General features: G+C 73.4%; 5 protein-coding genes. 3 read left to right on the forward strand and 2 right to left on the reverse strand.

The genetic code is table 11. The features are described from left to right. The first annotated feature begins 43 nt into the window (after window positions 1–43). Together ACRB68_RS17975 and ACRB68_RS17980 are read left to right on the forward strand one after the other, a co-directional pair. Window positions 44–2,746, forward strand: a complete 2,703-nt coding sequence (locus ACRB68_RS17975) for an MMPL family transporter (protein WP_153533621.1) — start codon at window positions 44–46, stop codon at window positions 2,744–2,746. 100 nt (window positions 2,747–2,846) lie between these two features. Continuing rightward, window positions 2,847–3,767, forward strand: coding sequence for an alpha/beta hydrolase (locus ACRB68_RS17980; protein ID WP_328594367.1), 921 nt, complete (start codon window positions 2,847–2,849; stop codon window positions 3,765–3,767). A 79-nt stretch (window positions 3,768–3,846) separates the two neighbouring features. Here the strand turns inward: ACRB68_RS17980 and ACRB68_RS17985 are convergent, their stop codons facing one another. Together ACRB68_RS17985 and ACRB68_RS17990 are read right to left on the reverse strand one after the other, a co-directional pair. Next, a complete protein-coding gene (locus ACRB68_RS17985; RefSeq protein ID WP_328594368.1) occupies window positions 3,847–5,067 on the reverse strand; it encodes a glycosyltransferase in 1,221 nt (406 codons plus the stop codon). An 11-nt stretch (window positions 5,068–5,078) separates the two neighbouring features. Then, window positions 5,079–6,875, reverse strand: coding sequence for an MFS transporter (locus tag ACRB68_RS17990; protein WP_407924292.1), 1,797 nt, complete (start codon window positions 6,873–6,875; stop codon window positions 5,079–5,081). Window positions 6,876–7,239: 364 nt separating this feature from the next. Between ACRB68_RS17990 and ACRB68_RS17995 the strand changes: the two genes are divergently transcribed. Then, entirely contained in the window at window positions 7,240–13,752 is a 6,513-nt protein-coding gene (locus ACRB68_RS17995) for a type I polyketide synthase (protein WP_153533628.1), read from the forward strand. Window positions 13,753–13,768: the final 16 nt, after the last annotated feature.

Here is a 13,768-nt window from a genome sequence, read left to right on the forward strand (position 1 = left end):
GGGACCGGTACGGTCCCGGTGGCCGACGGAATTCAGGAGGAACATGCTCGCGGGGCTGGGCAGGCTCATCCATCGAGGGCGCTGGTTCAGCCTTGTCCTGATCCTGGTGTTCACGGCCGTGGGCGGCGCGTGGGGCATCGGGGTGTTCGCCAAGTTCAAGCAGGGCGGCTTCGAGGACCCCAAGGCGTCCTCGACGCTGGTCGCCAAGCTCGGCGCGACCTGGTTCGGCAGCACCAACCCCGACGTGCTCGTGCTGTACAAGAGCGACACGATGACGGTGGACGACCCGCGCTACGAGGCGGCGGTCGTCACCACCGTGGCGCGGCTGCCGAAGGAGCTGGTCGCCGAGCAGATCTCCTACTGGTCGCTGGAGCGCAAGGACGCCGCGCCGTTCGCCTCCCGCGACAGGCACCAGACGTTCGTGTCGCTGAAGCTGGCGGGCAAGGACGACCCGGCCAAGCTGGCGAACTACGAGAAGATCAAGGACCGGCTGCGGGCGCCGGGGCTGGCCGAGCGGCTCGGCGGCGCGTACCCGCTCGGCCAGGAGTTCGGCACCCAGGTCGTCGCCGACATCGTCACCGCCGAGACGATCACCGCGATCCCGCTGTTCATCCTGCTGGTGCTGCTGTTCGGCGCGGTGACCGCGTCCGTGCTGCCGATCATCGTCGGGCTGTTCTCCATCATCGGCGGCCTGGCGGTGCTGCACCTGGTCACCTACGTCGCCGACGTGACCTCGTTCGCGCTCGAAGTGGTCACGATGATGGGCGTCGGCCTCGCCATCGACTACTCGCTGTTCATCATCAGCCGGTTCCGCGAGGAGTTGGAACGCGGCATGAAGGCGCGGGGGATACCGCCCGGCAAACCCTGGAAGAAGGTCGAGGGCAGGCGCGAGCGGAAGGCCGCCAAGAAGGCCTACTTCAAGGAGCTGGCCCCGGTCCGCCAGGCCGCGCTGGCGGGCACGATGATCACCGCGGGCCGCACCATCATGGTGTCGGGCGTCACGGTCTCGGCCGCCCTCGGCGGCCTGCTGATGTTCCCGCAGATGTTCCTGCGCACGATCGGCCTCGCCGGCATCGCCACCGTCATGGTCGCGGTGTTCGGCGCGACCGTGCTGCTGCCGACGCTGCTCGCGCTGCTCGGCCCGAAGGTGGAGTTCGGCCGGATGCCGTGGCGGCGGCCGAACTCCAAGCGTGCCAATCGCGACCCCGAGTCGGGCTTCTGGTTCCGGCTCGGGCAGAGCGTGATGAAGCACCCGCTGCCCTACTTCGCGGCCGTGCTGGTCGTCCTCGGCGTCATGTTCGGGCCGTTCCTGAACGTGCAGTTCGGCAGCATCGACGCGCGCGTCCTGCCGAAGGACAGCCCCACCCGCGCCGTGGTGGAGACCGTCAAGCACGACTTCCCGAACGGCTCGGCCGAGCCGATCGACGTGGTGCTGACCGGCGACCTGGTCCCGCGCGACTGGCGGCCCACCCGCAAGGACGACCTGATCCCGCCGTTCCTGCAGGACTTCCGCAAGAAACTGGCGGCCGAGCCGGGGGTCACCCAGGCCAAGTTCACCGGCTACAGCGGCGACTACGGCGGCGTGCGGATCTCGGTGACCCACAAGTGGGAGCCGATGGCGCCGCAGGCGCAGGACCTGGTCACGAAGATCCGCGCGATGTCGCTGGTCCGCGACGGCGTGCCGATGCACATCGACGTCGGCGGCAGCACCGCCGCGCAGATGGACCTGATGTCGAGCCTGTCGCGCAGCCTGCCGAAGATGGCGGTGTTCGTCGGCGTCGCCACCTTCGTGCTGCTGTTCATGTTCTTCGGCTCGATCGTGCTGCCGCTGAAGGCGATCGTGATGAACGTGCTGTCCATCGGCGCCTCGTTCGGCGCGATCGTGTGGGGCTTCCAGTACGGGCACCTGGCCGGCGTGCTGGACTTCACCCCGACCGGCGGCGTCGAGGCCACCAGCATGATCCTCATCCTCGCGGTCGTGTTCGGACTGTCCATGGACTACGAGGTGTTCCTGCTGTCGCGGATCCGCGAGGAGTGGGACCGCACCCACGACAACCGGGTCGCGGTCGCCTCCGGCATGCAGCACACCGGCGGCATCATCACCAGCGCGGCGCTGCTGTTCCTCGTCGTCATCGCGGCGTTCAGCATGGCCGGCATCACCGTGGTGAAGCTGATCGGCGTCGGCATGTTCGTCGCGGTCGTGGTGGACGCCGCGCTGGTGCGGTCGCTGCTCGTCCCGGCGACGATGCGGTTCATGGGCACGGCGAACTGGTGGCTGCCCGGCCCGCTCGCCCGCCTGCACGCCAAGATGGACCTGCGCGAGCACAGCGAGGCGCCGGCCGCCGCGGCCGCGGTCGCCGCCGCCGCGCCGTCCCTGCCCGCCGAACAGCCCTTCCCCTACGCGATGCGCTGGGAACAGCCCACCGCCCCGACGCATAACGGCACGTCCGGGTTTACCGCGCCACCCCGTCCGGAAGTGGCCCGTACGCCCAGGCATGCCGCCCCGCACGCACCCGCTCCCACCTCTGCGAACGGAACCGCACCGGCCCAGGCACCCCCCAGGACCTCGGTGGACTCCTCCGTACCGGCCGCGCGGACCAGGGACAGCGCCCCCTGGGCCCCGTGGGCGAACGGCCCGCCGCCCCCCGCACGCAGACCCACCACCCATCCAAAACGTGAAATAGTTCCTAACCCTGATGGATCAGGGTGGCGCTGGAGGACAGTGGAGGAAAACGATGCCAACTGAGTCACGTCGCCGAGTCGCCCGGCGCGCTGGGGTGCTCCTCTCCTCAGCGCTGCTCGGCGCGACCGTGCTTCCCCTAGGCGTGGCCCCGGCAGAGGCGGCAGTGTCGTTGAAGAAGGCCGACGACGGCTCGTACGTCACGGGCTACAAGTGGCTGAACAAGGACAAGAGCGCCTTCGACTTCTATCTCCAGTCGACCGGTCTCGGCCAGCGCAAGACGGTGCGCGTGCTGCTGCCGAAGGGCTGGAAGTACAACTCCAAGCAGAGCTGGCCCGTCGTGTACGCCTACCACGGCGGCAACGACAACTACCTCTCCTGGACCCGCAGCACCGACATCCAGTCGCTCGCCCGTAAGTGGGGCGTCATCGTGGTGACGCCCGAGGGCGCCAACGGCTCGTATACGAACTGGTACAACTACGGCAAGGGCGGCAAGCCCAAGTGGGAGGACTTCCACCTTCAGGAGGTCCGCCAGATCATGGAGCGCAACTGGCACGCGGGCGGCTCGCGCGCGGCCATGGGCATCTCCTCGGGCGCGCAGGGCGCCTGCACCTACGCGGGCCGCGCGCCGGGCATGTTCCGCTACGCGGCGTGCTTCAGCGGCGTCCTGTCGATGAGCAGCCCCGGCATCCCGTCGCTGCTGATGTACACCAACACCAAGGCCGGGCAGGACCCCTACTCGATCTGGGGCATCCCGTGGATCAACAAGGCCAACTGGGACGCGCACGACCCGATCAAGCTGCTGCCGAAGATGCGCTCGACCCGCCTGTACGTGTCCGCGGGCACCACCGGTGAGCCGGGCCCCTACGACAAGCCGGGCACCGCGCCCTGGGACATCGGCTACCTGAGCGAGCGGGCGATCGGCCCGACCGTCCAGGCGTTCGCCGACGAGGCCCGCCGGCAGCGGGTGCCGATCACCTCGCACATCTACGGCCCGGGCCGCCACTCCTGGCCGTACTGGAAGCGCGAGATGCACACCGCCTGGCCCCAGATGATGTCGACCCTCGGCGCCAAGCCCGTCAAGTAGGTCCCATCAGGTAAGTCCCGACGAGTAAGTATTACGCGCGAACGCCCCGGCCCCGCAAGGAGCCGGGGCGTTTTGTATGTCAGCTGAGCAGTTCCACGGCGCGCGCCACGCCGTTTTCAGCGCGGATGCGCACGCCGAGGGCGGCGGCCCGGGCGACCGTCCGGGGGGTGCCGACGGCCTGGCGGATCTTGCGGGCGAGGCGGGGGACGGTCAGCGCGCCGAACGGCAGCGGGGCCGGGCCCGCGCCGAGGGCGGCGACGCGCTCGCCCCAGTAGGGCTGGTCGCCGAAGAACGGGCAGACGACCGTGGGCACCCCGGCGCGCAGGCCCGCCGCGGTCGTCCCGGCGCCGCCGTGGTGGACGACGGCGGCCATCCGCGGGAACAGCCAGGAGTGCGGGACGTCGCGGACGGCCAGGATCTGGTCGTCGGAGGTCGCCGGGTCGCCCTGCACGACGCCGCGCACCCCGGCGAGCCGCAGCGCGGTGCGGACGGTGAGGTCGGTCAGCGCGGCGTCCTTCGGCACCATGCTGCCGAACCCGGCGTAGACGGGCGGCGGGCCGGCGGCGAGGAAGGCGGCGAGCTCGGCGGGCGGCTCCCAGGCGGGCTCGTCGAGGAACCAGTAGCCGGTGAGGTGCACGTTGGCGGGCCAGTCGGCGGGCCGCGCGACGACCTCGGGGCTGAAGCAGGCCAGCACCGGCACGTCCGGGCGGGGCAGCCGCAGCGGCAGCGGGGCGAGGCCGAGCGCGTCGCGGCGCCAGGGGTTGATGAACGGGCGGGCGATCTGCCAGGCGACCTGGTCGACGGCGGTGTAGCTGGCCCGGTTGCCCCACCCGCCGAGCCGGACGCCCTTCGGCACGAAGGGGTGCGCGAACGCGCGGGTCGGCTCGCTCGGCTGGAAGTGGATCAGCGCCCAGGGCACGCCCAGGTGCTGGCCGATGTGGCCGGGCATCATGCCGATCGTCGGGCCGAGGACCAGGTCGGCGCCCTTGCAGGCGTCCAGGCTCTCGGCGAGCAGCCGTTCGGCGAGCGGCCGGATGATGCGCCGGAACCCGCTGAGGAAGGTGACCGGGTTGCGGCCGCCGGCGAGCAGCTCCTGCCCGGCGTCGGAGGTCATGATCTCGGTGGGGTCGGCGGTCAGCGGCGCCAGCTCCAGGCCCGCGCCGAGCGTTAGCTGCTCGTAGCGGGTGCTGGCGACCAGCCGCACCTCGTCCCCGCGCGCGCGCAGCGCCTGGCCGAGCGCCACGCACGGCTGGATGTCGCCGCGTGAACCCGCGGCGAAGATGACGATTCTGCGGCTCACCGCATCACCTTTCACCAGGCGTCGCCGCGCGGGCGCGGGCGGCCTGCGTCGGACGGCAGGTCATCGGGCCGGTAGGGGGTGTACCAGCCTTCGGGCGGGGGCGGCGGCCACTCGCCGTCGGCCTCGCGCGGGGGGACGTAGGGGCGCAGCGGGTAGTGCGGCTTCTGGTTCACGACGGGCAGCCCGTCGTAGGGCGTGGCCCTGGTGGAGGCCGCCTCGAGTTCGGGGATGCGCTCGCGCGGGTGTCTCTGCTCGCGCGAGCGCACCAGCAGCTCGTCGCCGGGCTCGGCCGTCGGCGCGGCGAGCACGGGCTCGGGGGCGTGGTGGTGGTGCGGGAAGGGGTGCGGCTCGGACTGGGGCGTGGTGAGCGGCTGCAGGCTCGGGACGGGCTCCAGGTCCAGCTCCGGCTCCAGCTCCTCGTCCAGCACGACCGGGGCGCGCTTGCCGTGCTTGGGGCCCATCCAGCCGCGCCGGCTCGGCAGCGTCAGCCCGCTGATGAGCCCGCCGATCAGCACCAGCACGGCGCCGAGCATCAGCCCCGAGGCGGTGCCGCTGCGGAAGACCTCCAGCTCCCGCGCCGACGCGTCGTGCTCGGGCGGGATGGCGTGGATGAGCAGGCCGACGATCGCGATGCCGAACGCGCCGGACGCCTCGCGGATCACGTTGATGATGCCGCTGGCCACGCCCGCCTGCCGCTCGGGGACGGCCTTCAGCACGTACATCACCAGCGGCATGCACAGCGCCGAGCCGAGGCCGGTGATCAGCACCCCCGGCATCAGCATGAGGTACCCGTCGCCCTGCTGGATCCGCGAGAACAGGATCATCCCGGCCGCCATCAGCGCCATGCCGCCGCCGATGGTGAGGCGCGGCCCGAGCCGGCCGGCCAGCCAGAACGCCAGCGGGGTGACGGCCATCACCATGATCGCCGAGGGCAGCATGACCAGGCCGGCCTTGGACGGCGCGAAGCCGAGGAAGCGCTGCAGGAAGGTGGCCGCGTAGAAGATCATGCCGTTGAAGCCGATGCCCCACAGCATCTGCGACAGCAGGCCGCCGACGAACACCCGGTTGCGGAAGAACCGCAGGTTCATCATCGGGTCGGGCGCCCAGGACTCCACCACCACGAAGCAGGCGAGCGCGATGACCGCGAGCGCGAACACGCTGAGCACCGACGGGTCGGTCCAGCCGAGCTTGCGCCCGGCCTCCAGCGCGTAGACCAGGGCGAACAGCATCGTCGCCGAGATCAGCACGCCGGGCAGGTCCACCCGCGAGCTGCGGTTCTCGCCCTTGTGGGTGAGCACCACCAGGCCGAGCAGCACCACCATGATCCCGGGCACGATGTTGATCAGGAAGATCCAGCCCCAGTGCCACTGCTGCACGATGAAGCCGCCGATGGCGGGGCCGAGCGCGGTGGCGCCGCCGGCCGCGCCGACCCAGACGATGGTGCCGATGGAGCGCTGCTTGTCGGTGCGGCCGACGGTGATGATGACCTGGGTGGCCGGCAGCGCGAGCGCGGCGCCGCCGCCCTGCACGATGCGGCCGACGATGAGCACCGCGTCGTCGCCGGCCAGGCCGCAGATCGCGGACGCGATGGTGAAGACGACCATCCCGGCGGTGAAGGTGACCCGGCAGCCGTAGATGTCGGTGAGCCGGCCGCCCGCGATCATCAGGCAGGAGAACATCAGGATGTAGCCGGTGGCCACCCACTCCTGGGCGCCGCGGGACATGTCCAGATCGCTCATGATCTTGGGCAGCGCGTTGGCGACCACCGTGTTGTCCATGGTGATCATGAATGCGCTGACGGCGACCACCGCCAGCGCCCATCGGAATCTGCCCCGGGTCAAGTGACTGCGCGGCGAGGGGCTCCCGGCCTGCGGGAGGACCGCCGCTTCCCCCTACACGAATGAGTGGTTATGGTTGCGTTCCTTGGGTGTCCGGTGACGCGTTCCTGACCTGCGGCCGGGAAACCCCAACTATCCCATCAGGCCACATGGGTTACCAGTGAGTCTTGTCATCACTGTGACAAGTCACCTGGGAGAAAAGTGGTCTGGGTGCGCATCGACACCCCATCAAAGTAGGACATCGTGGTCCCTCGCCCGAACGATCCCCGTTTCACCATGAACGTCCGGCCGTTCGCAGGCCGACACCGTTGAGGAACCTGAGGGAACCCCGCGCATGCAGAGCAGCACTGATCGTTCCGGAGCCGCGCCGGCCGCGCCGCAGCTCGGCGAGGCCGGTCTCCGCCGGCACCTGATCGAGCAGATCGCCCGGCGCGCCCGGATCGCCCCGGCCGACGTCGACGCCGACCGCCCGCTGGAGGAGTTCGGCCTGGCCTCGCGCGACGCGGTGGCCATGGCCGGCGACCTGGAGCAGATGCTCGGCCGCTCGCTGCCCGCGACCCTGGTGTGGGAGCACCCCACGATCAACCGGCTCGCCGCCGCCCTCGCCTCCGGCGCCGACCTGCTGCCCGCCGCCGCCCCCGACGCCCCCGCGCAGGCCGCCGGGCGCCAGCTCGACGACGCCGAGCCCATCGCCGTCATCGGCATCGGCTGCCGCTTCCCCGGCGGCGACCGCGACCTGACCGGCCCGGCCGACTACTGGAACTTCCTGACCGGCCGCGGCGACGCGATCCGCGAGGTCCCCGGCGGCCGCTGGGACCCCTTCGACGACGGGTCCCCCGAGGTCGCCGACCTGCTCGCCAAGACCACCCGGCGCGGCGGCTTCCTGGACGACATCGCCGGCTTCGACGCGCAGTTCTTCGGCATCACCCCGCGCGAGGCGGCCGTGATGGACCCGCAGCAGCGCCTGGTCCTGGAGGTCGCCTGGGAGGCCTTCGAGCACGCCGGGATCGGCCCGGCCTCGCTGCGCGGCAGCCGCACCGGCGTGTTCGTCGGCGTCTCGGCGCCCGAGTACGCCGCGTTCACCGCCTCGGACCTGGCCGCGCTGGAGGCCTTCACCGCCACCGGCGCGGCGCTGTCGATCATCGCCAACCGGCTGTCGTACCTGCTGGACCTGCGCGGCCCGAGCATGATCGTGGACACCGCGTGCTCGTCGTCGCTGGTCTCCACGCACCTGGCGGTGCAGGCGCTGCGCAGCGGCGAGGCCGACGTGGCGCTGGCCGGCGGCGTGAACGTGCTGCTGTCGCCGACGGTCACGATGACGTTCGACCTGGCCGGCGGCACCGCCGCCGACGGCCACTGCAAGCCCTTCGACGCCGCCGCCGACGGCATGGTCCGCGCCGAGGGCTGCGGCGCGGTGGTGCTGAAGCGCCTGTCGGACGCCGTCCGCGACGGCGACCGGGTGCTCGCGCTGGTCCGCGGCTCGGGCGTGAACTCCGACGGCCGCTCCAACGGCCTGGTCGCGCCGAACTCCGACGCCCAGCGCGCCCTGCTGCGCGACGTGTACGCCGCCGCCGGGATCGACACCCGCGAGGTCGACTACCTGGAGGCGCACGGCACCGGCACCTTCCTCGGCGACCCGATCGAGGCCAAGGCGGCCGGCGAGGTCCTCGGCGCGGGCCGCGCCGAGCACGACCCGCTGCTGATCGGCTCGGCCAAGTCCAACCTCGGCCACATGGAGTCGGCGGCCGGCATCGCCGGGCTCATCAAGACCGTGCTCGCGCTGCACCACCGCACGATCCCGCCGAGCGCGCACTACAGCGAGCCGAACCCGCACATCCCGTTCACCGACCTGCGCCTGTCGGTGGTGGCGGAGGAGACGCCGTGGCCCGACCGCGGCCACGCGCCCCGCGCGGGCGTGTCGGGGTTCGGGTTCGGCGGCACCAACGCGCACGTCGTGCTGGAGGCCGCGCCCGAGCACGAGATCAAGCGCGAGCCCGCGTCGGTGCGCACCTACCCGCTGTCGGACACCACCGCCGAGCGCGTCCGTGAGCACGCCGCGCTGCTGGCCGGGTGGCTACCCGAGGACGCCGAGCTCGCCGACATCGCCCGCACCCTGCACCGGCGCGGCGGCCGTGGCCGCGCGCGCGCAGCGGTGGCCGCCCGCGACCGCGCCGGGCTGCTGGACGGCCTGAACGCGCTCGCCGAGGGCCGCCCCCACCCGGGCGTGGTCTCCGGCACCGCGGTCGGCGTCCCGGGGCGTCCGGTCTGGGTCTTCTCCGGTTACGGCGCGCAGCGCCCCGGCATGGCGCAGCGCCTGCTGGAGGAGGAGCCCGCGTTCGCCGAGGCCATCGACGACATCGACACCCTGTTCGCGGAGGAGGAGGGCCCCGAGCTGTGGGCGCTCCTGGAGGACGGCGCCAAGCTCGAAGGCGGCCCCGCCGAGGTCATGCCGGTGCTGTTCGCCGTCCAGATCGGCCTCGCCCGGATGTGGAAGTCCTACGGCGTGACGCCCGGCGCGGTCGTCGGCCACTCCATGGGCGAGGTCGCCGCCGCCGTCGTCGCCGGGGCGATCACCCTGGAGGACGGCGTCAAGATCATCTGCCGCCGGTCGCGGCTGCTCACGCGGCTGGTCGGCGGCGGCGCGATGGCGGTGCTCGGCGCGTCCGCCGCCGAGGTCGCCCGCCTCGCCCACGACCTCGACGACGTGCACGCTGCTGTTCATTCATCACCCAAGCAGACCGTCGTCACCGGCGACGCCGCGCAGATCGCCACGATCATCGGGCGGGCCGAGGCCGAGGGTCGGCTCGCCCGCCCCGTCCAGGCCGAGGGCGCCGGGCACTCCCCGCAGGTCGACCCGCTGCTGCCCGCGCTGCGCGAGGAGCTCGCCGAGGTCGGCGCCGAGCCCGGCACCCCCCTCGCCGAGGGCATCCGCCTCTACACCACCGCCCTGGACGACCCGCGCGCCCTCACCGAGGACAGCCGCCTGGACGCCGGGTACTGGGCGCAGAACCTGCGCAACCCGGTCCGCCTCACCGACGCGATCGCCGCCGCCGCCGAGGACGGCCACCGCACCTTCGTCGAGATCAACGCGCACCCGATCCTGGCGCACGCCGTCGGCGAGACCCTGGACGGCACCGGCGCCCTGGTCGTGCACACCCTGAAGCGCGCGCCGAAGGGGCAGCAGACCGACGACGCCCTCACCTTCCACGCCCAGCTCGCCGCGCTCGCCGCGCACGGCCACACCGTCGCCGAGCCGCAGGACGGCGCGGTCGTGGACGTCCCGCCCGCGCCCTGGCGGCACGAGCGGCACTGGGTCGACCACTCGCGCCGCAACGCCGGCGGCCGCGACGAGCACCCGCTGCTCGGCGCGCACGTCGAACTGCCCGGCGAGGACCGGCACGCCTGGCGCGCCGACGTCGGCCTGGCCGCCCAGCCGTGGCTCGGCGGGCTGCGCACGCACGGCCTGGCCGCGCTGCCGGTCGCCGCGTTCGCCGAGATGGCCCTCGCGGCGGGCGCCGCGGCGCTCGGCGACGACACCGTGCGCGTCAACAGCCTGTGGATCGAGCGGCCGCTCGCCCTCGCCGAGCACACCACCGTCACCACCACCTACACCGAGGCCGAGCAGCGCGTGGAGGTCCACGCGCTCACCCCGGCCGGGTCCTGGACGCTGCTGGCCAGCGCCGACGTCGGCCCCGACCACCGGTCCCCGGCCGCGCCGCCGGCCGGCACCGCCGCCGAGGTCGCGGGCGCCGAGCGCGGCAGCCGCCACTACCGGCTGCACCCCGAGGTCCTGGACCGCTCCCTGGCGGTGCTGTCCGCCGAGGCCGCGGCGGTCACCGGCGAGGCCGGCGTGTGGCAGGCCGAGACGATCGGCAGCCTGCGCGTGTACGGGCCGACGCACCGCGGCGGGCGGGTCCGCACCGAGGTGACGGCCGGCGACGACGTGCTGGGCGCGCTGCAGATCGTCGACGCCGAGGGCGCGGTCCTGCTGGAGGCCGACGGGATCGTGCTGCGCCGGGTCGAGCGCGCCGACGTGCCCGTCCCGCTCGCCGACAAGGCCGTCGAGCTGGTCTGGGACGAGGCCGAGGCCCCCGAGCCCGCCGTCCAGGGCACCTGGCTGGTGCTCGGCGACGACGAGATCGCCGCCGAGCTGCGCGGCCGCGGCCAGACCGTGGTCACCGAGCCGTCCGCCGACCTCACCGGCGTGGTCCTGGTCCCGAACGAGACCGACGAAGAGCTGGTGCTGCGCACCGTCCGCACCAGCCTGGAGACTCCCGACGGCCCGCGCCTGTGGGTGGTCACCCGCGACGCGCTGCCCGTCCTGGACGGCGAGGCCGGCGACCCCGCCCGCGCCCACGTCCGCGCGATCACCCGCGTGCTGGCCTTCGAGCGGACCGTGCAGCGCGCCACCCTCGTCGACGCCGGCCGCGCCGCCGACGTGGTCACCGAGCTGCTCGGCGACGGCGACGCCCGCGAGGTCGCCTGGCGCGACGGGACCCGCTACGTCGCCCGCCTCGCCCAGGCCGAACTGCCCGAGCCCGGCAAGAAGCGCATCGTCCAGCGCGGCGCCGCCTACGTCATCACCGGCGGTTACGGCGGCATCGGCCTGGTCACCGCCCGGCTGCTGGCCGCGCGCGGCGCCGGCCGGATCGTGCTGTCGGGCCGCTCCGGCCCGGACGCGGGCGCCGAGAAGGCCATCGCCAAGCTGCGCGAGGGCGGCACGGACGTCACCGTCGTGCTCGGCGACATCGCCGAGCCGGGTGTCGCCGAGCGCCTCGCCGAGGCCGCCCGCGAGGGCGGCCGGCGGCTCGCCGGCGTCGTGCACGGCGCCGGCGCCATCGACGACCGGCTGATCGCCGACCTCGGCGCCGCCGACCTGCACCGCGTCTGGCAGGCCAAGGTGCAGGGCGCGCGGCGGCTCAGCGAGGCCACCTGGGACCTGGACCTGGACTGGTTCGTCATGCACTCCTCGGCCGCCGCGCTGCTCGGCTCGCCGGGCCAGGCCGCCTACGCCGCCGCCAACGCCGCGATCGACGCGCTCGCCGCGCACCGCCGCGCGCACGGCCGCGCCGGCTCCACCATCAACTGGGGCACCTGGTCGCAGGTCGGCGGCGCCGCCGACCTTGTCGCCCGTGGAGGGACGACCCCCCACACCCCCCGTGGGCAGGAGGAGGCTTCGCCGGTCAACGCCCCTTCGGCGGTGGCGGTGATCGACCCCATCTCCCCGGCGGAAGGCGCGGAAGCGCTGGAGGCGCTGCTCGCCACCGACCGCGTCGCGACCGGCGTGCTGCGCTTCGACCCCGCCGCCGCCGTCGGCCTGTTCCCCGAGATCCAGCGGATGCCCTACTTCGCCGCGCTCACCGAGGCCGCCGCGCAGGACGGCCCCGGCGACGCCGACGGCTGGCCCGGCGTGGAGGCGCTGAAGGAGCTGGACGCCGCCACCGCCCGCCGCCTGGTCGCCACCCAGATCCGGCACCGGATCGCCGCGGTGCTCGGCTTCGAGCCCGCCCGGCTCGACCCGGCGGTGCCGCTCACCGACCTCGGCCTGGACTCCCTGGTCGCGGTCCGGATCAAGAGCGGCGTCGAGCACGACCTCGGCCTTACCGTCCCGGCGTCGGTGCTGCTGCAGGGCGCCAGCGTCAACGTCTTCGAGGCGTGGGCGGCCGAGGAGCTCGGCCTCGGCGACGCCCCGGCCCCCGCCGCCGCGCCCTCGGCCGCCTCCAACGCCGAGGCCGGGTACGTGATGCCGCGCGACGACGCCGAGCGCCTCGCCGTGCGCATCTTCGAGGACGTCCTCGGCGTCGACCGGGTCAGCGTCGTCGCCGACTTCTTCGCCGAGCTCGGCGGCCAGGACCACCAGGCCGACCAGGTCGTCGCGCACGTCGCCGCCGAACTCGGCGGCGAGGTGACGCGCGGCGAGCTGTTCGAGGTGCCGACCGCCGAGCACGTCGCCGACCACATCCGCGCCGCCGACGAGGAGGCCGCGCGGCAGATCGTCCGGCCGCTGAAGCCGGCCGGCCACCGCCGCCCCCTCTTCATCGCGCACCCGGCGGGCGGCACCACCGCCTGCTACCGGCAGCTGATCGCGCTGCTCGGCGACGACCAGCCGGTCTACGGGCTGGAGCGGTTCGACGACGCGCCGCCGGTCGAGGAGCGCGCCGCCCGCTACGTCAAGGAGCTGCTGGCGGCCCAGCCCGAGGGCGCGTTCCGCCTCGGCGGCTGGTCGTTCGGCGGGGTGCTCGCCTACGAGACCGCGCGCCAGCTCACCGCGGCCGGCCGCGAGGTCGAGTTCGTCGCGCTGTTCGACGCCGGGCTGCCGCTGCCGGTCGAGGACGAGTCCGACACCCTCGCCCGCCGCTTCGCCGCGTTCACCGCCTACGTCAACGAGACCTACGGCCTGGAGATCGCCCTCCGCTACGAGGACCTGGCCGGTCTCGACGAGGAGGCGCAGTTCGCGCTGGTGATGGAGCACGCCGCGCCGCTGGCCGAGCTGATCCCGCCGGCCGCGCTGCACCACCAGCTGACCTCCCACCAGGACACCCGGTCGCTGGAGGCCTACCGGCCCGAAGGCTACGACGGGCGCGTCATCCTCTACTACGCCCCCGAGGAGACGCCCTGGTCGGTGAAGGACGCGCGCTACGTGCTCGACGGGACCAACGGTTTCGGCGGGCTGTGCGCGAACCTGGAGATCGTCACGATCCCCGGGGTGCACCACCTGAACCTGCTGGACCCGCCCGGTGTGCAGGTGCTCGCCGCGCACCTGGAGGGTCGTCTCGCGGCAGGAGCGTCACCGGAGGCCGCAGGCGCGACAGAGGGCGGCCGACCAGTAGTCACCGCGGCCCGCTGAGGGCCCGCCCCCCACG

The sequence above is a fragment of the Actinomadura macrotermitis genome, from assembly GCF_009604375.1.
Taxonomy (GTDB): domain Bacteria; phylum Actinomycetota; class Actinomycetes; order Streptosporangiales; family Streptosporangiaceae; genus Spirillospora; species Spirillospora macrotermitis.

What these genes read in the sequence shown, in the direction of transcription:
- ACRB68_RS17975 (WP_153533621.1), top strand. Translation starts at nt 44, where the DNA reads ATGCTCGCGGGGCTGGGCAGGCTCATCCATCGAGGGCGCTGGTTCAGC.
- ACRB68_RS17995 (WP_153533628.1), top strand. Translation starts at nt 7,240, where the DNA reads ATGCAGAGCAGCACTGATCGTTCCGGAGCCGCGCCGGCCGCGCCGCAG.